Below are 23,352 nucleotides of genomic sequence, written 5' to 3' on the forward strand. Positions count from 1 at the left end.
ACGCGAAACGGCTGAACATTGCTTCTAGTGCTTGGCTTCATAAGAGACAAGCCTATCTGCGTACTGCTTTTAGATCGAGATACGACCCTCTAATGCAGCCAATGCGATATCGCTGCGGTAGTGGCTTCCCTCAAGTTCAATGTCCTTGATGGTGGTGTACGCGTTATCGCGTGCAGCCTCCAGGGTCTCACCCACACCGATCACGTTAAGAACACGACCGCCCGCAGAGACCAGCTCGCCTTCAGCATTGAGTGCGGTACCAGCGTGAAGAACGTTATCTGCATCAGCGTTGCGGATGACATCACCAGTACGAGGTGCCTCTGGGTAGTTGTAAGAAGCCAACACCACAGTCAGGGCGTAAGCATCCTCCCACTCCAGTGCTGGCTGCTCTGCCAAGGTTCCAGTAGCAACTGCGTTGAGCAGTACTGCTAGAGGAGTCTTCAGTAGTGCCAGTACAGCCTGGGTTTCTGGATCGCCGAAGCGGCAGTTGAACTCCACTACTGCAGGGCCTTCTGCACCCCATGCGATACCTGCGTAAAGCAGACCGGAGTACGCGCAACCACGTGCCACCATCTCACGAGCAACAGGAACGCAGACCTCATCGACAATGCGCTGGACGCCATCTTCAGGCAGCCAAGGAAGCGGCGCATAAGCACCCATGCCACCAGTGTTTGGGCCCTCATCGTTGTCGTACGCACGCTTGTGATCCTGCGCTGGCAGCAGAGGAACTACCGTCTCGCCATCAACCAGGCAGAACAGGGAAACCTCAGGGCCATCAAGGAAGGACTCCAGCAAAACTGGATTTCCGCCCTCAAGCACTGCATCTACGTGAGCACGTGCTGCTGCACGATCGGGGGTAACCACAACACCCTTGCCCGCAGCCAAACCATCATCCTTCACAACCCAGGTTGGGCCGAAACGATCGATGGCAGCATCAATATCTTCAGAAGACGCACCAGGAGTAATAGCCTCAGCATGAGCAGTACGAACACCCTGCGCAGCCATGACATCCTTAGCGAAAGCCTTGGAGCCCTCGATACGAGCAGCGTCCTTGTTAGGACCAAACACAGCGATACCCGCCGCGCGAAGTGCATCAGCAACACCCGCAACCAAAGGGATCTCTGGGCCGATAACAACCAGATCAGAGTTCAGTTCTTTAGCCAACGCAGTGACAGCCTCTGGATCATCAGCCTTGATGCCAGGGTGGACAGTTGCGATCGATCCAAGACCAGCGTTACCTGGGGCAACGTGGAGTTCAGTGGTTGCAGGGTCAGTTGACAGTCCACGGAGGAGGGCGTGCTCACGGGCGCCCGAGCCGATTACCAGAATGCGCATGGTTGCACAGTTTATCCTGCAAAACTTGATCCAAGCTATTCCAGTATTCTTGGCGGTTCGGAAATGGTTGAAAGTGGCGTCGAAAAGCGCCTTAAAATGACCGGCTCACCTGCATTATTTTATGCAACCTCAATTTGGTTGCACGCCAAGTAGTAGTCTGTGCATATGGCTTCTGTATTCACGAAAATTATTAATGGCGAGCTCCCCGGCCGATTTGTGTATCGTTCCGAGAATGTCGTGGCTTTTCTATCCATCGAACCCCTCACCTACGGCCACACCCTAGTCGTACCCGTTGCAGAAGTTGACCGCTGGACCGACCTTCCTCAGAACATCTGGAGCGAAGTAAACGAGGCCTCCCAGCTCATCGGAAATGCAATCCGCACAGCATTCGACGCCCCTCGATGTGGTTACATCATCGCAGGATTCGATGTTCCCCACACTCACATCCACCTCTTCCCCACCGACAAAATGGCCGATTACGATTTCCGCAACGCCATGGCCGCAGACGCCACCGACCCTGCAAAAATGGATGAAGCTGCAGAGAAGATCCGCGAAGCGCTGGACGGTCTGGTCTAGTTCTTGTAGTTCTAATTGCTTTATTAAGAAAAGCCCACCCCTTTGCTTGGCTTTGGGGTGGGTTTTTGCGATCTGGGTGGGTCGATTGCGGAAAACCAAACCAGGTGACCGAAAACTTCCCGCACCGACATTTTCGGTCACCTGGTTTGGTTCTCGGGATTAAAAACCGTCCTATATGGCCAAGTATCAGGAATACATGCGGATCTTGGTCACCTGGTCTGTTTTTGAAAACTCGAAGGCCCAAACCCCAAAAATCATGACCATCCAGAATCGTTTCTAAGCGCCTTAAACCTCGATAGCTATACAAGTAGTCATTCCAGATTCTCGACCGCTTAAAACAGCACTAACTGGATTTAATTCCCCTGAATAGGAACTGCGGAGTCGACTCATGCCCTGGTGAGAGGCCAAATCGCTGGTCAAGTTCAGCCAGCCCCTCAATGGGTGTCAATGTGACTTCTTTGAGGCCAGCGTTGTGGAAAAGCTCTGCGAAATTGTGGCCAGTGGAGGTCGTTGACATGGGAAGATTCCTCAAAAGTTCCGGGGTATAGGTCTCTACGAAAGCACTCGGACCATCCACTGAATCTACTTCCGTGCCAGCATCAATGCCCTTCGGATACCAAGCCGCATCTACGCACGCAATAACCCCACCAGGTTTTAGCAAAGACACCCAACGATTAATCGCTGCCTGGGGATCCAGCAGAGTCCACAACACATACCGGCTGGTTATCGCATCAAAAGAGCCTTCCCGGAACTCGGGATCATGCGCATCCCCGACCTGAAAAATGGCAGTCGCCCGACCCGTCGACCTGCGAAGACCATTCTCCTGCGTAGCTTGATTGATCATTTCCTCAGAACCATCAACGCCGATTGTTTCGTATCCGCAATCGCTTAGAAGGTGGGTGACATAACCAGCGCCACAGCCAAGATCGAGAACCTTTACCGCTTCTTCCGACACGATAGGCAAAGCCTTCGACCACACCTTTTCCCAGATGGGGCGTTCAAATTGTGCACGCTCGCTTTGGGTTTGGTTGAGGTGGTAAGCCTCTGCCCTGCCGCTCCAATAATTGTTAAGGATGTTTTGTAATTCAGGTGATGTCACAGATTTTTCAGCCCAATCAGGAATACGTCATTTCAATATCACCCAAGATTAACCCTGTTATCCAACCTTCTTGGCCACCATCAGTGAACCGACACCGATGACGATGATCGAAATGCCAAATACCGCGAAGTATCGGAGCTCGGAGGTGTGGTTGGTGGGGTCGTAAAATTTGGACACATTACCTGCAATAGACATGCCGATGGCGAGTGTGAGGAAATACAGGGCGGAGAATCGTGTGGCAAATATTCGTGGTGCGTGGTGCGCAGTCGCAGCCATTCCTCCGGGTCCGATGAAAAGTTCTCCCAGTGAGATGAGGAAAACACTTAAAGGCAGCACCCACACTGGCGCGAGCGGCATTCCAACAAATGGAATAAGAACTAGAAGCCCACTTCCCGCAATGATCACTCCAATGCTGATTCCAATTTTCACTCTTGGGGCGCGTGATCCGCGCATAAACCACAGGGAAATCGGGATGGACAGCGCCAGGATGAAAAAAGGATTGAGTGATTGTGACCAGGCTGCTGGGATCTCAAAATCGCCAACCATGCGGTCAACACGTTCTTGGGAGTACACAGCTAGTACGCCGTAGGTTTGTGCTTGCACTGCCCAGAATGCGGTTGAGCAGACGAAGATCGGGATGAATGCCAGCACTTTTCGTTTCTCTTCGGAGCTGACTTGTGGGTGTCGTAAGGGCTGGATAATGAGCCATAGTGCTGCACCGATTGTTACTAAAAGCAGAGCTCCAGCTAGTTGGTCTGCGCTGACTGTTTCTGTAAGGAGAAGATAAAGCAGCACTCCGCAAAGCACAGCCACTGCAGCAAATGCCGTGCTAATCACATGTTTTTCTGCAGGGTTTTGGGCGCGGAGCAGCGCTTTCTTCACCTCGAGCGGGAACGATTGCAGCATTGGTTTCCGCAACGCTGCGTAGATTCCCAATCCGCCGATCATAAGGACTGCGGCTGCGCCGAATCCCATTTCAAAGGAATACCTGCTGGAGAGCCAACCGGTCAGGAGTGGTCCGAGCAGTGCACCAACGTTGATGCCTAGGTAGAAGAGTTGGAATGCGGGATCTGCCTTTGCGTCTCCTTCTTGTTCACCATGCCTGGATCCCAGCACGGTGATGGCTGCTGTTTTCACAAATCCTGAACCGATCGCGATGCATCCAAGGCCAATGGCTAGACCAATTTTCCCGCCGAGGCCAGCAAGCACAAGGTGTCCGATGGTTACTGAGATCGCACCGCCCAGCAGGGTTTTTTCTGCGCCCAGGACTCTGTCACTGACCCAACCGCCTGCCCAACAGCAGAGGTAGAGCAGTGCGCCATAAACGCCGACCAGTCCTGTTGCTTGGGTTTGATCAAGGCCTAATCCACCGGCTGCAACATCAAAATACAGGTAGTACACCAAGAGTGCTTGCATGCCGTAGAAGCTGAATCGCTCCCACATTTCAATACTGATTATTGAGGTTGCGCTTTTGAACCTAACCCGTTGATCCAGTTGGACCATGACTTCTCCTAAGACAAAGCTGCGGTAATTAAAAACACTTAGCGCCAAAAATTGAACACTGTTCAATTAACCTATTACACTGCAGATATACATCCAAACCAAGTGACGGAGGAAAATGGAAAACCCCAGCTTGCGCGAGCTTGATCACCGAAACATCTGGCACCCGTATGCCGCGCCGGGCGTGCGCAATAGACTCGTCACCAAAACCGATGGAGTGTTTTTGACGCTGGAAGATGGCAGCACCGTGATTGACGCGATGAGCTCCTGGTGGTCGGCAATTCATGGACACGGACACCCCCGACTGAAAGCTGCCGCCCAAAAACAAATCGACACCATGAGTCACGTCATGTTTGGCGGACTAACCCACGAGCCCGCCATTAAGCTCACCCACAAACTCCTCAATCTCACTGGAAATTCCTTTGACCACGTCTTTTATTCCGATTCGGGCTCGGTCTCAGTGGAGGTCGCCATCAAAATGGCACTGCAGGCCTCCAAAGGACAAGGCCACCCGGAACGAACAAAACTCCTCACCTGGCGGTCCGGCTACCACGGAGACACATTCACCGCGATGAGCGTGTGCGACCCAGAAAATGGCATGCATAGCCTCTGGAAAGGCACACTCCCCGAGCAGATTTTCGCCCCCGCCCCACCAGTTCGGGGGTCATCGCCGCAGGCGATTTCCGAGTACCTGCGCAGCATGGAATTGCTTATCGACGAGACCGTCTCCGCAATCATCATCGAACCGATCGTCCAAGGCGCTGGAGGCATGCGCTTTCACGATGTCGCACTCATTGAAGGAGTCGCCACACTGTGCAAGAAGCACGATCGTTTCTTGATCGTCGATGAAATTGCCACTGGTTTCGGCCGCACCGGTGAACTATTTGCCACGTTAAGCAATGGCCTACAACCAGACATCATGTGTGTGGGCAAGGCCCTCACCGGTGGATTCATGTCCTTCGCCGCTACTTTATGCACGGACAAGGTGGCTCAATTAATCAGCACCCCAAATGGCGGAGGTGCGCTGATGCACGGCCCCACTTTTATGGCTAATCCTCTGGCCTGTGCGGTTTCGCATGCTTCATTAGAAATCATTGAGACCGGCATGTGGCAGAAACAGGTAAAAAGAATCGAAGCCGAACTTATCGCAGGCCTTTCCCCACTTCAACACCTTCCAGGGGTTGCCGATGTCCGGGTTCTCGGCGCGATTGGTGTCATCGAAATGGAACAAAATGTCAATGTCGAAGAAGCTACTCAGGCTGCATTAGATCACGGTGTGTGGATCCGCCCCTTTGGACGCTTGCTCTATGTCATGCCTCCATATATCACCACGTCAGAGCAGTGCGCACAGATCTGCACTGCGCTTCATGCTGCAGTTAAAGGGAAATAAACCATGCCATTTTTATTTGTCAGCGGTACCGGAACTGGGGTTGGGAAAACCTTCTCCACAGCCGTTTTGGTTCGATACTTAGCCGATCAAGGACACGATGTTCTGCCCGTAAAGCTAGTCCAAACCGGTGAACTTCCAGGCGAGGGAGACATCTTTAACATTGAACGCTTGACTGGAATTGCTGGAGAGGAATTTGCTCGTTTCAAAGACCCTCTTGCGCCAAATCTGGCAGCCCGACGAGAGGGGGTCGAGCCAATACAGTTTGATCAGATTATCTCGTGGCTTCGTGGTTTTGACGACCCAGATCGCATCATTGTGGTGGAGGGCGCTGGTGGCCTGCTGGTCAGATTAGGGGAAGATTTCACCCTGGCAGATGTTGCCTCCGCTTTGAATGCACCCTTAGTGATTGTGACAAGCACCGGATTGGGAAGCCTCAACGCTGCTGAATTAAGCGTTGAGGCAGCAAACCGCCGAGGACTCACAGTGTTGGGAGTCCTCGGCGGTTCGATCCCTCAAAATCCTGATCTAGCTACGATGCTTAATCTCGAAGAATTTGAGAGAGTCACCGGCGTGCCCTTTTGGGGAGCTTTGCCGGAAGGGTTGTCACGGGTGGAGGGGTTCGTCGAAAAGCAATCTTTTCCGGCCCTTGATGCCTTTAAGAAACCGCCGGCAAGGTGATCGTGAACACCGTGCCTTCGCCTTGCACGCTGTCGACGGTGACTGTGCCGCCGTGGCCTTCGACCAGGGATTTCGTGATCGCAAGGCCGAGGCCCGATCCGCCGGATGCGCGTGAGCGGGAGGAATCGGCGCGGTAGAAACGCTCGAAGATATGCTGAGCATCTTCTTCAGACATTCCGACACCGTTGTCTGCCACGAGAATCCTCACGTTTTGTCCATCGGTGTTGATCTCAATGCTGACTTCCGCGTCCGGTCCGCCGTGGTTTAGTCCGTTGGCAACCAGGTTGGTAAGCACTTGGTGGAGGCGAGTTGGGTCGCCTTTGACAACCGGAATGGACTCAGCTTTGTTGGATACATTGACTGTGCGATCTGGCCAGGCTGCTCGCATGGATCCGCGTACTGCCAAGGCGAGTTCCAGCACGTCAACGCGGTGCTTCTCCATTTGCTGGCCTTCGGCACGCGTCAGTGACAGGAGGTCTTCCACAAGCACACTCATGCGTTGGGCTTCGCCACCGATCTTGGACATGACCCAGTTGGCATCATCTGTTGCACCTGATGAATACAGCTCGGTGAAGCCCTTCACAGAGGTCAGTGGTGTGCGGAGCTCGTGGGAGGCATCGCCAACGAATCGGCGCATCTGAGCTTCTTTTTGCTGGGCGGTCAGAATTGAGGCTTGGAGCTGCTCCAACATGATATTGAGGGCATTCGACAGCTGTCCGACTTCTGTGGTCATTGGCCACTGCGGGACACGTCGATCCAAATCACCGCCCGCAATCCTGGTGGCGGTCTCTTCAACTTCTCTCAACGGCCGCAACGAGCGTCTGACTAGGAAGAGTGAAGTAATCAAAATAGCAACCAGAATCAGCGCGCCGATGATCATCTGCACCATCACCAATCGGTACAGCAGGTTTGTTTCACGCCCCATGCTTTTACCCACCACGGTGATAATGTCACCGTTCTTTTCCGCCATCACACGCCACGGAGTGTTGGAGGCAGAACCGCTAGCAGCATCCACAGTGTGTGGACCAGTACCGATGGTGGTTTCAGCTAGATCGGGTGCCGATTGTGCATCGTTGAAGATGATGCTGGATCCATCAGGAAAAACCTTGGCCACATAATAATCGCTGGGTGGCCCTTGGCGGACGCCATCGAAATTAAACAGCTCAACGTTATGCGCCCACGTCCCCATCGAGGTCTCTAGCTCTTGATCCATGCGGGTATAGGAAACTTCACGCATGAGGCTGGAGACAGCAATCGCGTTGACCAGCAAACCAAGCCCGGCGATACCCACCACGATCAAAATGATGCGGGTGCGCAGCGGTATGGCTCGTCCGGCAGCTCTGATGGGACCTATTTCAGGTTCTTTTTCTGCTTCTTTTTTTACGCCGACTTCTTGGTTTTCGTCATCGAGCGCAGCAACATAAGGATTTTCCATAGGAGAATTTAGCTACGTGGGGTGCGCAGAACATATCCAACGCCACGAACAGTCTGAATTAGCTGCGGATCCTGGGTGTCCACCTTGCGGCGCAGGTAGGAGATGTAGGATTCCACGACGTTGCCGTCGCCACCAAAATCGTAGTGCCACACGTTATCCAGGATCTTTGCCTTGGACAGCACCACTTCAGCGTTGAGCATGAGGTAGCGCAGGAGGTTGAATTCAGTTGGGGAAAGATCGATCAGTTCGCCAGCCTTGGTGACCTCGTGGGTTTCATCGTTGAGGGTGAGGTCTGCGTACTGCAGGGAAGTTGAGGTGTCTTCTTCAACTGCTCCACCGCGACGAAGAATCACGCGCAGGCGGGTGATTACTTCTTCCAGGGAGAAAGGCTTGGTCACGTAGTCGTCAGCGCCGATGGTCAGGCCGTGGATGCGGTGCTCCACGGCATCCTTTGCGGTGAGGTACAGAACTGGGCTGTCAAGGCCTTCGCCGCGCAGCTTGGTCAGCAGCTCGAAGCCGTCCATTCCTGGCATCATGACATCGAGGATGTATGCGTCTGGACGGAACTCACGAGCAATCTTCAGGGCTTCATTGCCATCGTTGGCGGTCATCACTGCGAAGCCTTGGAATTTAAGGCTTACGGTGAGCAGCTCGACGATGTTTGGCTCGTCATCAACGACGAGTACGCGGATTTGTCCGTCAGACTGGTTGTCCATTTTTATCTCTTCCATTGGTGTCCATTAGCGGAATGATTAACTTCCCACTAGTGAACACCCTGGAACTTCAACACCACTGAATACTAACTGTGAATGTACTGAAAGAGTTGAAATTGGGATTATTCCCACTCCACATTCTCCAAGTCCACGCCTTCTACCTGCGCCAATGCTTCAATAAGTGTTAAAAGATATGAGGCGTGTCCTTTGTAAGTTTCGTTAAAACGCTCGTCTTCCACGTACATCCGAGCCAAAATTACTTGCTTGTTTGCACTCACGGTGTACCACTGACCGATGCTTGCGCGGTGCGCAAGCGCTAGCTCATTGCCCTCTGCAGAGCCGGGCGCGATGCCGCGCAGGGAGGCGTCGATAAGCTTTTCGACGAACCCCTCATGTTCATCTTTCGCCCTCTGAAAATCCTCCTTGGTCATCTTCTCCTGGATCTTTTGGGATTCTTTCCACTCCGGGGTGTCGCCCCAGCGCTGGAAAGCCTCCTCTTGGTACTTGGGCAGATCCTCGCCGAAGATCTCAATCTTTTCCTTCACGCTAATCGCATCCTTTCCAAGGATTTCATCTACTGCCCGGACCATCCGATGCAGCTGACCGATCTGTTCCACTAGGAGTTCCCGCTGGCGGCGCAGGTGCTGATTGGCCGAATCCGGCTGATCAAGCACCTCCGCAATATCCTTCAACCCGATTCCGGCGGCCCTGTAAATAAGAATCTGCAGGGCGCGCTCGACATCGTCTTCTGTGTAAAGGCGATAATCCGTTGTGGTTCGCCAGCTCGGTTGAAGCAACCCGATGCTGTCCCAATGCCGCAGTGTGCGGGTGGTGACACCGAGTAGTTCAGCAGCCTCGCCAATGGTTCGATCTGTCATGACTGTTAGTTAAATCCTTGACGTCGCGTGAAGGTCAAGAGGTTTCCCTAATTGTTTCTGCCGCGGGCAACTACCTTCCAGGTACGGAAAGTGCCATCGGCTTCCCGAACGTAGACCTCATCCACCAAATTAATCACGTTGCAGGCATGGTTGGGCACGATGTTGAGCTGCTCCCCGATTACTGGAAGTAGCACTTTATCTGGCCAGAAAATGGTTGCGTGATGCTCCGACAAAGCAGAGATTCGGGCTTCAGGATTCCCCAGAACAAAACCATTGCCATCAATCCATGCTGGTTTATCAGTGCTGAGGATTTTGGATCCCGCATCCAAAATGATCCGACGATCTGACACATTTCGGCTGACCACAGTAGACAGCACCGTCATTGCCACCTGCTTCTCAGTGCATGCTCCCGAGGTGATCTGCTGGGAATCGTTAAACACATACACGCCTGGTCGCATCTCATCGATTGCGTCTGTAAACTGCGCAGACGGCGAGGAACCGCCAGAAGTCAGGCCGCCAGCAAGTCGCTGGACGCTGTTGTTTAGAGCCTGAAGCTCATCAGCTGCTGCCTGCTCACCATTTCCCGGGCCATAAGAATGCCCAGGAAAAGTAAACACTCCTGCATACCTGCTGCCCAGCGCCTCGCGGATCTGACTCAATTCTGAAGCAGTCGCCGTGACTCCACTTCTACGATGTCCCGAATCCACTTCAATCAGAGCCTTGATATCTTCCCGCAAACCCGCCGTCGCCTGTGCCATCTCTACCGAATCCACGCCAATGGAAATTTCTCCGGGGATCGCGTTCAGGCGTTGCACTGCATGATCGGTTAGATACAGCGGATATGCAATAAAGATGTCCGTAAAACCTGCGCCGGCAAAAATTTCCGCCTCGCCAATGGTTGCGCAGGTGATCCCTCGGGCACCGGCGTCGACCTGCATCTGCGCAATTTCAATGATTTTGTGCGTTTTCACATGCGGACGCAGGGCAATCTCATGGGCACCGGCGTGAGCTGCCATCCTGGAAATGTTGGCAGTTAAGCGCTCGCGGTCAATGAGAACAGCAGGTGTATCAATCATCATGGAGTAGGAATATTCCTTATGTTCGAACGGGCCAGATCGATCATCGCTCCTACTCCTCCACCAAAGACGGTTCGGGTGGCCGCCTTGCTGAATCCCATGACCTGTTCCCACGTGATGGTTGGTGGGATCGACAGCGCATTAGGATCCGTGACGATATCGATCAGTACAGGTCCAGGATATGCCAATGCCTCAGCTAGCTGCTCGCGAACTTTCTTCGGATCGGTGATGCGTACCGATTTGATACCCGCAGCCGCCGCAATCTCTGCGAAATTCACTTCCTCATGGTCAGTACCAAATTCTGGCTGTCCCTCCACGAGCATCTCCAACTTCACCATGCCCAAAGAACTGTTGTTAAACACCACAGCCTTCAGCGGAAGTTGGTGCAGCTTAACGGTCAGAAGCTCACCCAGCAGCATGCCCAAACCACCATCGCCACACATCGCGATCACCTGGCGGTTTCGATCAACACTTTGCGCACCAATCGCATGAGGCAACGCATTAGCCATCGTGCCGTGGCGGAATGAACCCACAAAGTCGCGCGTTCCCTCCGGATTCTCGATGTACCTCGCATGCCACACATTGCACATGCCGGTATCCACAGTAAACACCGCATCCTTATCCGCCAGCTCGTTCAAAATAGAGGCAACGTATTCAGGGTGAATAGGCACATGCTTCTCGACGTTATGTGTGTACGTCTCTACCACCGAGCTCAACTTACGCTCGTGTGCCTTGAGCATCCGATCAAGGAAGGAACGATCTGTTTTTTCCTTCACATGAGGCAAAATATTTTCGATTGTTGCAGCAACATCACCGGTCACCGGATACTTCACCGTGGTACGTCGACCAATGTGCGCACCGTTGATATCCACCTGGGCAACGTTGTCTTTAGGAAGGAAATCAGAATAAGGGAAATCCGTACCCAATAGAATCAGCAGATCCGCCTCATTGGACGCATCCACGCAGGCGCCGTAACCAAGCAGGCCAGACATGCCGACCTCAAACGGATTCTCATGCTGGATGTACTGCTTACCACCCAGCGCATGCCCGATCGGTGATTTAATCTTCTCCGCCAACTCCAACACCTGCGCGCGAGCATTCTTCACGCCCGCACCGCAGAACAAAGTGACAGACTTAGCGTTGTTAATCGCCTCCACCAGCGCTGCAGCCTCAGTAGGATCCGGGAACACCACAGGAGTGCCAGAAGAAATAGTGGAATTGGAATAAGTACCGTCACCTGCGTCTTCCTTAGCGATATCACCAGGAATCACTACCACCGACACACCTTTACCCGCCATGGTGGACTGAATCGCGTGATGCAAAATGCGTTCACCCTGCTCACCACCATTCACCATCTCGCAGTAACCAGAGCATTCCTTAAACAAAATCTCCGGATGCGTTTCCTGGAAGAACGTCGAACCAATCTGGGCACTCGGAATATGGCTAGCGATGGCCAACACCTTCGCACCATTTCGATGCGAATCATAAAGACCCTGAATCAGGTGTGTGTTTCCAGGACCACAAGAAGCAGCACATACTGCCAGCTCCCCAGTGATCAACGATTCCGCACCGGCTGCAAACGCCGCCGCTTCCTCATTTCGAACGTGCACCCACTCAATATCTGATTGGCGGACAGCATCCACGATCGGATTAAGGCTGTCACCCACCAAACCATAAATTCGCTTCACACCTTGAGCTTCCAAAGTGTCAATTAATTGTTCTGCGTAGCTGTGTGCCATCTGAACTCCTCAACGTTATGGCTATTGTGTTGCCTAACTTGGTGCGACTTCAATTGTGCTCTTAAATTCCAGTTGTTGCCACGCTTCGCCCGCCTGCCAGGGAGTTTCAGGCCCGGGTGGGTACTCGGTACCAAACAGGGATGCCCACTTTTGGGATTTCCGTCGTTGCTGGGCAGTCTGGTTTGGTTTCAGCCCGTCGAAACCAAACACAGATGCCCACCGATCGCCTATTTAAACATCGTGGGCACGCCTGTCTGGTCGCCTCGAAAACTGGCCAAATTTAGACCCCGACCCCACAAAAAGTGACCTCACAGAATCGCCTCTAAGCGCCTCAAAGAACCCGACCCACGCTGACAGTCCCCTACGATTTCCGACGTCTTAAATCGCCACACAGCGCCGTGGTCTAAAACACCAACAAAAGAGTTGTAACTGTACCGACCATTCGTTACAGTTACGATCCATGACTTCAGAAACCTTACAGGCGCAAGCGCCTACGAAAACCCAACGTTGGGCTTTCCTCGCCGTTATCAGCGGTGGTCTCTTTCTGATCGGTGTAGACAACTCGATTCTCTACACCGCACTCCCTCTGCTGCGTGAACAGCTCGCAGCCACCGAAACCCAAGCGTTGTGGATCATCAACGCATATCCCCTGCTCATGGCGGGCCTTCTTTTGGGTACCGGCACTTTGGGTGACAAAATCGGCCACCGCCGGATGTTCCTCATGGGCTTGAGCATTTTCGGAATCGCTTCACTTGGTGCTGCGTTTGCTCCAACTGCGTGGGCTCTTGTTGCTGCGAGAGCTTTCCTTGGCATCGGTGCGGCAACGATGATGCCTGCAACCTTGGCTCTGATCCGCATTACGTTTGAGGATGAGCGTGAGCGCAACACTGCAATTGGTATTTGGGGTTCCGTGGCAATTCTTGGCGCTGCGGCAGGCCCGATCATTGGTGGTGCGCTGTTGGAATTCTTCTGGTGGGGTTCGGTTTTCCTCATTAACGTTCCGGTGGCTGTTATCGCGTTGATCGCTACGCTTTTTGTGGCGCCGGCCAATATCGCGAATCCGTCTAAGCATTGGGATTTCTTGTCGTCGTTCTATGCGCTGCTCACACTTGCTGGGTTGATCATCACGATCAAGGAATCTGTGAATACTGCACGCCATATGCCTCTTCTTTTGGGTGCAGTCATCATGTTGATCATTGGTGCGGTGTTGTTTAGCAGTCGTCAGAAGAAGATCGAGGAGCCACTTCTAGATCTGTCGTTGTTCCGTAATCGCCTTTTCTTAGGCGGTGTGGTTGCTGCGGGCATGGCGATGTTTACTGTGTCCGGTTTGGAAATGACTACCTCGCAGCGTTTCCAGTTGTCTGTGGGTTTCACTCCACTTGAGGCTGGTTTGCTCATGATCCCAGCTGCATTGGGTAGCTTCCCGATGTCTATTATCGGTGGTGCAAACCTGCATCGTTGGGGCTTCAAACCGCTGATCAGTGGTGGTTTTGCTGCCACTGCCGTTGGCATCGCCCTGTGTATTTGGGGCGCGACTCATACTGATGGTTTGCCGTTTTTCATCGCGGGTCTATTCTTCATGGGCGCGGGTGCTGGTTCGGTAATGTCTGTGTCTTCCACTGCGATTATCGGTTCCGCGCCGGTGCGTAAGGCTGGCATGGCGTCGTCGATCGAAGAGGTCTCTTATGAGTTCGGCACGCTGTTGTCTGTCGCGATTTTGGGTAGCTTGTTCCCATTCTTCTACTCGCTGCATGCCCCGGCAGAGGTTGCGGATAACTTCTCGGCGGGTGTTCACCACGCGATTGATGGCGATGCGGCGCGTGCATCTTTGGACACCGCATACATTAACGTGTTGATCATTGCCCTAGTATGCGCAGTAGCGGCTGCTCTGATCAGCAGTTACCTTTTCCGCGGAAATCCGAAGGGAGCCAATAATGCGCACTAGTAAAAAAGAGATGATTCTGCGCACGGCCATCGATTATATCGGCGAGTACAGCCTCGAGACGCTGAGTTACGATTCGCTCGCCGAGGCGACCGGTCTGTCCAAGTCGGGCTTGATTTATCATTTCCCCAGCCGCCATGCGCTGCTTTTAGGCATGCACGAGTTGCTTGCCGACGACTGGGACAAGGAATTGCGCGACATAACCCGCGACCCAGAGGATCCACTTGAGCGATTGCGCGCCGTCGTGGTTACGCTTGCTGAAAACGTTTCGCGCCCCGAGCTGCTTTTGCTTATCGACGCCCCCTCCCACCCGGATTTCCTTAACGCCTGGCGCACTGTAAATCATCAATGGATCCCCGACACCGATGATCTGGAAAACGATGCCCACAAACGCGCCGTCTACCTGGTGCAGCTCGCAGCCGATGGCCTCTTCGTGCACGATTACATTCATGATGATGTCCTCAGCAAGTCCAAGCGCCAAGCCATGCTGGAAACAATTCTCGAGCTGATACCAAGCCAGACTTAAATTTCTACCTTAAAGTCTTGAGCATGACTGTTCAGGAATTCGACCGCGCGACCAAACCCACACCAAAACCCCCAATTGTTTCTTGGGCGTTTTGGGATTGGGGTTCCGCCTCTTTCAACGCGGTCCTCGTGACCTTTATTTTCTCGGTCTATCTCACTGATTCAGTCGGCGCCACCCTCCCCGAGGGTTCCAACGCCACATCACTGTATTCGATGGCGGTCGCCATCGCTGGCGTCATTGTTGCGGTTGTTGCCCCAGTCATGGGCAGGCGATCAGATATCAAGGGCACTCGCCGCAGGTCACTGCGCATGTGGACACTTGTCACCGTGTTCTTGATGTTTTGTCTCTTTACAGTAAAGAACACTGATCCCACATTTTTCTGGTTTGGTGTAGCCATCATGGCGATCGCCAACATCACCTTTGAGTTCGCTGAAGTTCAGTACTATGCGCAGCTCTCCCAAATCTCGACCCGCGAAAACGTGGGCCGAGTTTCTGGTTTCGGCTGGTCCATGGGTTACTTCGGTGGCATCGTTCTACTGCTTGTTTGTTACCTAGGTTTTGTTGCCGGTGATGGCGATACCCGCGGATTCCTAAACCTGCCCATCGAAGACGGCATGAATATCCGCCTCGTCGCAGTGCTTGCAGCCGTTTGGTTCTTGGTCTCTGCGATTCCGGCACTTCTTCGAGTCCCAGAAATTGAGGCACAGGTAGCTGCCGAAGACCACCCCAAAGGCCTCATAGCTGCCTACAAGGATCTCTTTGGGCAGATCGCTGAGCTGTGGAAACAAGACCGCAACTCCGTGTATTTCCTCATCGCAGCAGCTGTTTTCCGTGACGGACTCGCCGGAGTATTTACCTTCGGTGCCATCCTTGCGGTCTCTGTGTACGGACTATCTGCCGGTGATGTCCTCCTCTTCGGTGTCGCAGCCAACGTGGTCTCTGCGTTGGGAGCACTCCTCGGAGGATTCCTAGACGATCGCGTCGGGCCAAAACCCATCATCTTGATTTCTCTTGCCATCATGATCGCCGATGCTGCAATTCTCTTCTTCGTTGAAGGCCCCACTAATTTCTGGATCTTCGGATTAATCCTCTGTGCGTTTGTGGGACCTGCACAGTCAGCGTCGAGAAGCTATTTAACACGTCTTTCCCCAGATGGCCAGGAAGGCCAGCTCTTCGGCCTTTATGCCACTACCGGCCGTGCCGTGAGTTGGATGGTGCCGTCGCTGTTTGGTGTATTTGTGGGGCTCACCGGCGATGACCGCACTGGTATTTTGGCCATCGCGCTGATTCTGCTATTCGGTATTGTGCTGCTGAGCATGGTGAAGCCACCGCACAAGGTGAAGTAGACAAAGCGCCCACAAGGATTACTTGAACTGTCTCATGAACTGATTAATCAAATTCTGCAATGCTTCTTGATTGAGAGCCAGTGTGAAGACCAGCGAGCTCAACGCGGTGAACAACGAGATCCAGCTCACGGTCTCAGCTGTAGAGCTTCCGGTCGAACCAACCTCCAGGTCGCTGCCATCATCAGAGTCTTCAATACCAACATTGTCTGGGATTTCATTCGCAGCGTCAGGCCATACATTGTCCACAGAGTCAGACTCGATATCTACTGCCACATGGTCAATTTGGAAGCGGTGTTCTGGGAACGCCTCGTTATTGTCGACCGCTGTAATCCAGCTGTCTTTGCCAGACTGCTCCACCATGGTGTTCAAAATAAGGTGCCAAGGCTGCCCGATGACTTCACGGTATTCCTCTTCCGACAACTTGAAGTGCGCGGGGCGAAGAGGTGCAGCGGCTGGGGTAACAGAGTTGCCAAAGACATCTTTGCCAGAGGAAGTTACTGCCTTGCCGTCAATGGTGAATACGATCTGGCCGTCGAAGACTTCGACGCCCCAGTCATGCCAATCCCCAAACATGGACTCTTCCATTTCCATTTGGCGAAGCTTCATCTCTGGGCGGTTGCCAGCACATCCAAGGTGTACTGCCGAGTACTGGGTGTTCACACGAGAGCTGTAGAACTCAGTAATATCCAGTTCACCATAAGGGCGTCCATCGTTGTCAGCACAGAAGTTGGTATTGTTCTGCATCCAGATAGCGGGGCGGACGCCGTCGACAAGCTCTTCGGACTGCGCCCGTGCGCGCACGGTGAGCCGGAAGTTGCCGGCGGGGATCTCTGGAAGGTGGACACGCGCTGAGCTGTAGCGTGTCACCTCACCCGGCGCGCACGGTTCCTCCTGTGCGTTTTCCGGAGTGGCGATGTCATCAGTGGTGGCCAGACAGTGGCGACGGGTCACGATATCCATGCGTCCATCAACGAATTCGACAGCTTCTGGGCGTTGCTCGAGTTCTGGATTCTGCCACGATTCCTTCAAATTGAAGTAGTTCCAGGAAGGCCTGCGGCCATCGGCAAAATCAGCACTTGCTGGCTCGTAGCGTTCCAGCACTGGCATGCGACCGAGGTATTCCAGAGTGTCTTGGGTCAAAAGCTGGGTGGTATCTGGCATGGGGGTGTCTTCAGATACTGCGGGAGATCCGGTGACCTCGATGCGGTCAATCACCATGGACCGGACTGGGAAATCTTCCTCAGAGGAACGTGGTTTTGCCCAGTCGGCGCTTTCTACCTTTTGATTAAGAGTGAGAGTCCATTCGCGGTCGACGATCTCATCAAACGTCTGCGCGGAGATCCCGAAATCATCAATTTCGGCATGCCCCAAAGTGACATCGTTGCGCCATGACTGGCGGTTAATCGCCTCATCATCAATGAAGTACTCAACGCCGTCGCGGGTGGTGCTCACAGTCCAGGTGTGCTCCACGCCATCGAGTGACTCATCTAGTTTAAGTTCACGAGGTGCACGGTTGGTGCCGTTGACACTTTCAGGATCACAACCCAAGTGGGTGTTTGATGGAGACCATGGCGAGCGAAGATCGTAAGAAAAGTGCTCTACCAGGTCTAGTTCTCCGTAGAGGCCATTGTTGGTTGCTGAGGAACACGCCTGTTCACCGTTTTGCATCCAAATGGCACTTCGGACACCTTCGACGCCACCGGTGTTAAGAGTTGCAGTGACAGAAAGGTCGAACTCTCCACGAGCAATTTTCGGAGTGACGATGCGCGCACTGGTGAACTTTTCAAACTGACCTGGAGCACAAGGTTCAACTTGCGCGGTGCTGTCATTGAGCTTTCCGCGGTTGACAGGATCACTGATCGCGAAGTCTTCGTCAACGCAGTGGCGCTGAGTGGTGATGGTGAGCTTGCCATCTTCGATACTTAAAGCATCTTCGGTATAGAGAACTTTGTCGCTGCCATAATCTGGCTGGCGGAAAATGTTCCACCCTTTGAGAGCATCCTCGGAATCAAACTCTTCCACCCATGTATACGGCGCAGAAAGATCTGGAGCTGGATTAGCCACTTGGGCAACAGCAGGAGAAACGGCAATACTTAAACCAAGCGCAGCCGTTGAAAAAGCCGTCACCACGGCGGTAACGGCTGAGGTCACATGCTTTTTCAAGATGGATAACCTTCCTTTTTCAAACTTGTTTATACGTCTATTTAAACAAGTTGCTAAGGAATTTCATATTTATTGACAACTACAAATAAGGTTTAAGCCAGCTTCTGTACTGTGTGCTGCTCTGCTGGTTTCCCTCACGATCATCGGACTAGTAAGCAACCCACCAAGCAATTACTTAGAAGACGCGGCATATCCTGCCTTAGCTCCTCCGGATTTTCCCGCTTTCCCCACCGCGTGCTGTGCTGCGATCCAACCAAAGGTCATTCCGGAACCAACCTGTGAACCAGCACCAGGATATTCAGAAGCCATGACAGATTGGGCATCATTTCCTGCGGAGTACAGTCCAATGATGGGCTCCCCATCTTCACTAACAACCTGTCCGTTGGGGTTGATGCTGATGCCAAAGGCAGTGGCCAGAGGGGTTGGGACTACAGCGATTGCGTAGAACGGTCCCTTCTTGATTGGTCCGACGTTGGGGTTTGGCTTGTTGTCTGGATCGCCGGCGGCTTGACCGAAGAGGAGTTCGCCCTTGTGGAAGTCTTCGTCGATACCCGTTTTAGCGAAGGTATTGTAGCGTTTGACGGTTTGTTCCAGGCCGCGAGCGTCCACACCAATGCTGCGTGCCAATTCATCCAAGGATGATCCTGCGTGCAGGTATCCGGAGTCGATGTATTTTTGCAGAGCGAGTTTAGGCAGGTGTGGCATGGTGATCATGCCGAGGCCGTATTTTGCCAGGGTGTGGGAATCAACAATGAGCCAGGCTGAAACAGTCGGGGTGGTTTTGTTGGATTCGTACATGGCGCGCACGAAGCGGTGGTAGGAGACGGATTCATCGACGAAACGCTCGCCTGCTGCGTTGACTGCGATGACTCCGAGGCGGCCACGGTCCCAAATGTGTGGGTACACCGCGGTGGATCCGTCGGCGCGGGTGCCGATGGACGATGGGAACCACAGTGCGTTTTCACCGTTGTCGTCGCCTAGGCGTGCTCCCACTTTCGCAGCAAGGGCCATGGTGTCGCCGGTGGCGCTTTCGTTGGTGCGGGAGAACTGTGGGGTGGGTTCTGGCATGTACTTCTTGCGCAGTTCTGGATTCTGGGAGAATCCACCTGCTGCCAGCACCACGCCCTTGTTCACGCGGATACGGTGGGATACTCCCCCATGATTGACTACCGCGCCAACAACAGCGCCATGTAAGGATCATTAACTTGCTGGCTGATCCTCGGCACAAAACCAGCCTCAGCACACAACTGAAAGGTGGAATTCCTAAACACAGACCCCGCAAACTCCGGCGTCGTCACAAACCCATCTTTAGCCAGATCCACCAAATCCACCACTCCTTCCCCCGCAAGACGATGATCCTTCGGCAACACCACGCAAAACTCTTCCAAACTAATCAGCCGAGTCTCAATCTCTGGATCCTCAATGGGCAAACCCATCAACGTAATATCCAACGCCCCCAAGCGCAGCAAACTTACCGCTTCCCTCGTCAACTTCTGACCAACGAGCTCCAACTCCACATTAGGAAGCCGTTTATGCACCTCACTGGTCAAAAGCGGCAGCGTGGAATAGTTCAGCACACCAGAAAAACCAATGCGAACAACACCAACGATCTCCCCCTCGGCAGCATTCACAGCTTCCCTCGCCACCGCAGCGCTCGCCACAATCCCCCTGGCATGTGGCAAAAACGCCCGACCCGCGGCAGTTAACTCCACCGACCGGGTACTGCGATCAAAAAGCTTCTGCCCCAACTCCGACTCCAACCGCCGGATCAACTGACTCAACGGCGATTGCGGCATCCCCAAACGAATCGCAGCATTACTAAAGTGCAATTCTTCCGCGACCGCGATAAAGCCTTCCAACCAACGAATCTCCACGAGACCCAATCCTATCGTGGAAAATCCCAGCTGTTCGTGGTTTTAGCTCCAATCGTCCATTTAAGACGTCGAGATTTCCACATGGGTATCGGCCTAGGTTGGTCCGCTAAAGGCCCTTAGAAGCGATCCTGCGAGGTCGAACTTTTAGAAGTCTTGGCCATGAAATCACCTCATCCGAGGCAAACCAGACAGGCGTGACAAGATTGGCGAAAAAGCCGAAGTTTTGGCACGTGTGTCCGGTTTCTCATCCCCTAAACCAGACAGGCGTGCCAAAACCTGGCGGAAATCCAGATTTTTGTCACGCCTGTCTGGTTTCCTCTTGGTCCAGCGAAGACACCCTCTGAAAAGGCTAAAAGAGGCAAGGAAACCACACTGTTTCCTTGCCCCTCGAGCTAAATTAGACGTCGCGTGCGATCAGATCGTCCAAGTTCTCTGGGGAGAGCAGGTATGGAGCAACTTCGAGGACGGTGAAAGCTCCGCTTTGGCCCTGCTGCTTCATGCGGTGAGCTGCGCGACCGAAAGCGATCTGTGAGGAAGCGGTGAAATCTGGGTTTCGGTCCAGCTTGAGGATGTATTCCACGGTGTGGTTGAAGCCACCGGTGTCGCCGGTGGTAATCACGTGGCCACCGTGTGGCATGCCGGTGTGCTCGGAGTCGAAGGTTGCTTCGTCGATGAAGTTGACTTCGACTTCGTAGCCAACGAAGTAATCAGGCATGGTGCGGATGTCGTTTTCGATGCGCTCGTGATCGGCCGCGTCGGCAACCACGAAGCATTGGCGCTTGTGGGTTTGCTTTCCGGTAAGGTCGCCGGCTTCGCCGCGGCGGGCCTTTTCCAGGGCGTCTTCGGATGGGAGGGTGTACTGGACTGCCTTTTGAACGCCAGGGATGCGTCGCAAAGCATCGGAGTGGCCCTGTGACAAACCTGGGCCCCAGAAGGTGTGCTGCTGGTGCTCGGCTAAGACTGCCGCTGCGTAGACGCGGTTGATGGAGAACATTCCTGGATCCCAGCCGGTAGAGACCAGTGCAACGTTGCCGGCTGCGGTGGCGGCTTCGTTCATGACCTGGCGGTGGCGTGGGATGTCGCGGTGGTTGTCGTAGGTGTCTACGGTGCAGGCGAACTGCGCGAACTTTGGTGCCTGCTCAGGGATGTCGGTGGCGGAGCCCATGCACAGGAACAGCACGTCCACGTCGTCGGCGTGCTTGTCCACGTCGGCGACATCAAAGACTGGCGTCTTTGTGTCGAGGGTGGCCCGGCGCGAGAAGATTCCTACAAGGTCCATGTCGGGCTGCTTGGCAATAAGCTTTTCGACGCTGCGTCCCAGGTTTCCGTAGCCCACGATAGCTACGCGGATGTTGGTCATGTTCTTGTAATCCTCCAAAATTGTGGTGGCACTGTCCTGGTCGAGCTTACCGAGATGCATACTTAGATGATGATTCAGGGACATCTCTTTCATCAGGACCGAAAGCGAACGTTTCGTATTGTTGAGCCTTTTGGTTCCACCACGGATGCGCTGATCTATTTTCATGGCTCCCAGCAGTCAGGATCTGTGGGGCGCAGCTTCACCAACAGGACTTTTGATCCGTTGCCGTTCATGGTGGTTTATCCGGATGGGGTGGATCAGCATTGGAATGATGCGCGGTTGGGTTTGGATGAAAATACCCGCCATTTAGGCATTGATGATGTGGGGTTCTTTGTAAAACTCGCCACGCACTTGGGCAACACGTATGGCATCAAGAGGATCTTTATTGTTGGCTATTCCAACGGTGGGCAGATGGTGTTGCGGCTCATGCATGAGGTTCCCAAGATGCTCAGTGGCGCTGCAACCATTGCATCCAACATGCCAGTTGCAGAGAATACGCTGCCGCAGGTGAAAACCTTCAAGACACATCCGGTGCCTTATTTGGCGATGGCTGGAACTGCCGATACTTTTTCACCGTATGAGGGTGGCGATGCCGGTATTGGTCGCGAACACCGCCGTGGCGTGGGCATGTCCGCCTTTGATTCAGCTGCCTATATTGCCGCCCGAAACGGACTGACCGAACACCGCCACGACGTGATTGATGATGTGGTGTCGATCGATACCTGGGATGGAGAAAATCCCGTTGAGTTTTGGACACTCAACGGGATCGGCCACTTGGTACCAAGTGGGAAAACTTATCCAGAATTTCTAGGCCCCTCAACCACATCAGTGATAGCGGCTGAGGAGATTGGGAAGTTCTTTGATGGGGTCAGGCGTCGATAAGCTCAAGCTTTAAAAACGCATTGCGCAAGCCGTCCTGCCCAACAGCATCCGTGACCAGGTCAGCAGCAGCCTTGAGCGATTCGGTGGCCTCGCCCATCGCGACGCCGTAAGCGCTCGCCTCAAATAGGGAGAGATCCTCATCGCTGTCGCCGAACGCAATGGTGTTTGCGCGATCTGCGTTCAGGTACTTCAGCAGGCGATCCACGCCGATCTTCTTGTTGACAGACACACCGATCGTGCCGAACAACGCACCCGTCTGACCACCCCACGTGGTGTGCTCCAGGTTAGGGAACGCCTCACGCGCTGCGTCCAAATCTTCCTGAGAATTGAAGATGTAACTGATCTTGTTCACATCGTCACGATCAAGGCTCGCGCCCCAGAACATATCCGGGTACATGCTATCGACTGTCACGTCGGTCTTCTCCGAAAGGCGAGACAGCACTGGCTTAGAAGCCTCACGGAAACCACGGCTTGCATACAAACCGTTGTTGGACTCGAGATAAAACTCCAAACCACGGTTGTAGAGCCACTCCACAATGTGGCGGGTCTCCTCACCCGACAAACGGCGGTGGAACACAGACTCCTGTGCGCTTTCCACATATCCACCATTTGCGCCAATGAGGCCATCCACTCCGATATCCCACAACTGAGAAGTCACCTCAGCGCTGCTTCGACCAGAGCTCAAGTACACGCGGTGTCCTTTGGCGCGTGCCTTACGGATCGCGTCAACGGCCGAACGCGGAACTTCATTTGAGTAATCCAGCAGTGTGCCACCGATGTCTACGAAAAGTAACTTTCCCATGCCCCAAACTTTACGCGTAAATGAGGTACATAATCGAG

At 53.6% G+C, this 23,352-nt stretch carries 20 protein-coding genes; 7 read left to right on the forward strand and 13 right to left on the reverse strand.

The features are described from left to right. Positions 1-69 precede the first annotated feature (69 nt). Positions 70-1,335 (reverse strand): phosphoribosylamine--glycine ligase, encoded by a 1,266-nt coding sequence (gene purD / locus CGL_RS12975; RefSeq protein ID WP_003863105.1) that lies wholly within the window; start codon positions 1,333-1,335, stop codon positions 70-72. Positions 1,336-1,500: 165 nt separating this feature from the next. On the opposite strand from purD, the gene CGL_RS12980 reads away from it, so the two are divergent. Beyond that, positions 1,501-1,911 carry an HIT family protein gene (locus CGL_RS12980; RefSeq protein WP_011015240.1) on the forward strand — a complete coding sequence of 137 codons (411 nt, stop codon included), beginning with the start codon at positions 1,501-1,503 and terminating at the stop codon, positions 1,909-1,911. Between the two features lie 343 nt (positions 1,912-2,254). Here the strand turns inward: CGL_RS12980 and CGL_RS12985 are convergent, their stop codons facing one another. Continuing rightward, positions 2,255-3,010, reverse strand: coding sequence for a class I SAM-dependent methyltransferase (locus CGL_RS12985; protein ID WP_011015241.1), 756 nt, complete (start codon positions 3,008-3,010; stop codon positions 2,255-2,257). Between the two features lie 57 nt (positions 3,011-3,067). After that, entirely contained in the window at positions 3,068-4,513 is a 1,446-nt protein-coding gene (locus CGL_RS12990) for a peptide MFS transporter (protein WP_011265978.1), read from the reverse strand. A 115-nt stretch (positions 4,514-4,628) separates the two neighbouring features. Between CGL_RS12990 and CGL_RS12995 the strand changes: the two genes are divergently transcribed. Then, positions 4,629-5,900, forward strand: a complete 1,272-nt coding sequence (locus CGL_RS12995) for an adenosylmethionine--8-amino-7-oxononanoate transaminase (protein ID WP_011015243.1) — start codon at positions 4,629-4,631, stop codon at positions 5,898-5,900. A gap of 3 nt (positions 5,901-5,903) precedes the next feature. Further along, positions 5,904-6,578, forward strand: a complete 675-nt coding sequence (bioD, locus tag CGL_RS13000; protein ID WP_011015244.1) for a dethiobiotin synthase — start codon at positions 5,904-5,906, stop codon at positions 6,576-6,578. Here bioD and CGL_RS13005 read toward each other — a convergent pair. The 5 genes from CGL_RS13005 to CGL_RS13025 form a co-directional block, all read right to left on the reverse strand. Next, positions 6,556-8,013 carry a sensor histidine kinase gene (locus tag CGL_RS13005; RefSeq protein ID WP_011015245.1) on the reverse strand — a complete coding sequence of 486 codons (1,458 nt, stop codon included), beginning with the start codon at positions 8,011-8,013 and terminating at the stop codon, positions 6,556-6,558. The two genes, bioD and CGL_RS13005, sit on opposite strands and share 23 nt — an antisense overlap. 8 nt (positions 8,014-8,021) lie before the next feature. Beyond that, on the reverse strand, positions 8,022-8,729 hold the full coding sequence (locus tag CGL_RS13010; protein WP_003863097.1) for a response regulator transcription factor: 708 nt from the start codon (positions 8,727-8,729) through the stop codon (positions 8,022-8,024). Positions 8,730-8,848: 119 nt separating this feature from the next. Next, positions 8,849-9,604, reverse strand: a complete 756-nt coding sequence (locus CGL_RS13015) for a MerR family transcriptional regulator (protein WP_011015246.1) — start codon at positions 9,602-9,604, stop codon at positions 8,849-8,851. A 47-nt stretch (positions 9,605-9,651) separates the two neighbouring features. Continuing rightward, a complete protein-coding gene (locus tag CGL_RS13020) occupies positions 9,652-10,683 on the reverse strand; it encodes a D-TA family PLP-dependent enzyme (RefSeq protein ID WP_003863093.1) in 1,032 nt (343 codons plus the stop codon). After that, positions 10,680-12,419: a pyruvate dehydrogenase gene (locus CGL_RS13025; RefSeq protein ID WP_011015247.1), complete on the reverse strand. Its 1,740-nt coding sequence runs from the start codon at positions 12,417-12,419 to the stop codon at positions 10,680-10,682. Before CGL_RS13025 ends, CGL_RS13020 begins: the two co-directional genes overlap by 4 nt. A 460-nt stretch (positions 12,420-12,879) precedes the next feature. On the opposite strand from CGL_RS13025, the gene CGL_RS13030 reads away from it, so the two are divergent. Genes CGL_RS13030 through CGL_RS13040 form a run of 3 tightly spaced genes read left to right on the forward strand, consistent with a single transcriptional unit; the run spans position 12,880 to position 16,233 of the window. Continuing rightward, the gene (locus CGL_RS13030) at positions 12,880-14,364 is read left to right on the forward strand and encodes an MFS transporter (RefSeq protein ID WP_011015248.1); all 1,485 of its coding nucleotides are present in this window, start codon (positions 12,880-12,882) and stop codon (positions 14,362-14,364) included. Beyond that, positions 14,354-14,887: a TetR/AcrR family transcriptional regulator gene (locus tag CGL_RS13035; RefSeq protein WP_011015249.1), complete on the forward strand. Its 534-nt coding sequence runs from the start codon at positions 14,354-14,356 to the stop codon at positions 14,885-14,887. The genes CGL_RS13030 and CGL_RS13035 overlap by 11 nt, the downstream gene beginning before the upstream one ends. A gap of 23 nt (positions 14,888-14,910) precedes the next feature. After that, entirely contained in the window at positions 14,911-16,233 is a 1,323-nt protein-coding gene (locus tag CGL_RS13040) for an MFS transporter (protein ID WP_011015250.1), read from the forward strand. An 18-nt stretch (positions 16,234-16,251) separates the two neighbouring features. On the opposite strand, the gene CGL_RS13045 is transcribed toward CGL_RS13040, so the two are convergent. The 4 genes from CGL_RS13045 to CGL_RS13060 form a co-directional block, all read right to left on the reverse strand. Further along, positions 16,252-18,396 carry a glycoside hydrolase family 16 protein gene (locus CGL_RS13045; RefSeq protein WP_011265980.1) on the reverse strand — a complete coding sequence of 715 codons (2,145 nt, stop codon included), beginning with the start codon at positions 18,394-18,396 and terminating at the stop codon, positions 16,252-16,254. Positions 18,397-18,567: 171 nt separating this feature from the next. After that, on the reverse strand, positions 18,568-19,530 hold the full coding sequence (locus CGL_RS13050) for an FAD-binding protein (protein WP_011015252.1): 963 nt from the start codon (positions 19,528-19,530) through the stop codon (positions 18,568-18,570). A 32-nt stretch (positions 19,531-19,562) separates the two neighbouring features. Further along, positions 19,563-20,270, reverse strand: a complete 708-nt coding sequence (locus CGL_RS13055) for a LysR family transcriptional regulator (protein ID WP_011015253.1) — start codon at positions 20,268-20,270, stop codon at positions 19,563-19,565. Between the two features lie 397 nt (positions 20,271-20,667). Further along, positions 20,668-21,630, reverse strand: coding sequence for a diaminopimelate dehydrogenase (locus CGL_RS13060; RefSeq protein WP_011015254.1), 963 nt, complete (start codon positions 21,628-21,630; stop codon positions 20,668-20,670). Between the two features lie 66 nt (positions 21,631-21,696). Here CGL_RS13060 and CGL_RS13065 point away from each other — a divergent pair, with 66 nt between their 5' ends. After that, positions 21,697-22,512, forward strand: a complete 816-nt coding sequence (locus CGL_RS13065) for an alpha/beta hydrolase family esterase (protein WP_011015255.1) — start codon at positions 21,697-21,699, stop codon at positions 22,510-22,512. Here the strand turns inward: CGL_RS13065 and CGL_RS13070 are convergent. Further along, positions 22,499-23,314, reverse strand: coding sequence for a Cof-type HAD-IIB family hydrolase (locus tag CGL_RS13070; protein WP_003853955.1), 816 nt, complete (start codon positions 23,312-23,314; stop codon positions 22,499-22,501). The genes CGL_RS13065 and CGL_RS13070 overlap by 14 nt on opposite strands. Between the last annotated feature and the right edge of the window lie 38 nt (positions 23,315-23,352).

Source organism: Corynebacterium glutamicum ATCC 13032 (assembly GCF_000011325.1).
GTDB classification, from domain to species: Bacteria; Actinomycetota; Actinomycetes; order Mycobacteriales; family Mycobacteriaceae; genus Corynebacterium; species Corynebacterium glutamicum.

Bases quoted from the DNA above. Each gene is read 5' to 3' on its own strand.
- purD (WP_003863105.1), bottom strand. From the start codon at position 1,335: ATGCGCATTCTGGTAATCGGCTCGGGCGCCCGTGAGCACGCCCTCCTC.
- CGL_RS12980 (WP_011015240.1), top strand. From the start codon at position 1,501: ATGGCTTCTGTATTCACGAAAATTATTAATGGCGAGCTCCCCGGCCGA.
- CGL_RS12990 (WP_011265978.1), bottom strand. From the start codon at position 4,513: ATGGTCCAACTGGATCAACGGGTTAGGTTCAAAAGCGCAACCTCAATA.
- CGL_RS12995 (WP_011015243.1), top strand. From the start codon at position 4,629: ATGGAAAACCCCAGCTTGCGCGAGCTTGATCACCGAAACATCTGGCAC.
- bioD (WP_011015244.1), top strand. From the start codon at position 5,904: ATGCCATTTTTATTTGTCAGCGGTACCGGAACTGGGGTTGGGAAAACC.
- CGL_RS13005 (WP_011015245.1), bottom strand. From the start codon at position 8,013: ATGGAAAATCCTTATGTTGCTGCGCTCGATGACGAAAACCAAGAAGTC.
- CGL_RS13010 (WP_003863097.1), bottom strand. From the start codon at position 8,729: ATGGACAACCAGTCTGACGGACAAATCCGCGTACTCGTCGTTGATGAC.
- CGL_RS13015 (WP_011015246.1), bottom strand. From the start codon at position 9,604: ATGACAGATCGAACCATTGGCGAGGCTGCTGAACTACTCGGTGTCACC.
- CGL_RS13020 (WP_003863093.1), bottom strand. From the start codon at position 10,683: ATGATGATTGATACACCTGCTGTTCTCATTGACCGCGAGCGCTTAACT.
- CGL_RS13025 (WP_011015247.1), bottom strand. From the start codon at position 12,419: ATGGCACACAGCTACGCAGAACAATTAATTGACACTTTGGAAGCTCAA.
- CGL_RS13030 (WP_011015248.1), top strand. From the start codon at position 12,880: ATGACTTCAGAAACCTTACAGGCGCAAGCGCCTACGAAAACCCAACGT.
- CGL_RS13035 (WP_011015249.1), top strand. From the start codon at position 14,354: ATGCGCACTAGTAAAAAAGAGATGATTCTGCGCACGGCCATCGATTAT.
- CGL_RS13040 (WP_011015250.1), top strand. From the start codon at position 14,911: ATGACTGTTCAGGAATTCGACCGCGCGACCAAACCCACACCAAAACCC.
- CGL_RS13060 (WP_011015254.1), bottom strand. From the start codon at position 21,630: ATGACCAACATCCGCGTAGCTATCGTGGGCTACGGAAACCTGGGACGC.
- CGL_RS13065 (WP_011015255.1), top strand. From the start codon at position 21,697: ATGATGATTCAGGGACATCTCTTTCATCAGGACCGAAAGCGAACGTTT.
- CGL_RS13070 (WP_003853955.1), bottom strand. From the start codon at position 23,314: ATGGGAAAGTTACTTTTCGTAGACATCGGTGGCACACTGCTGGATTAC.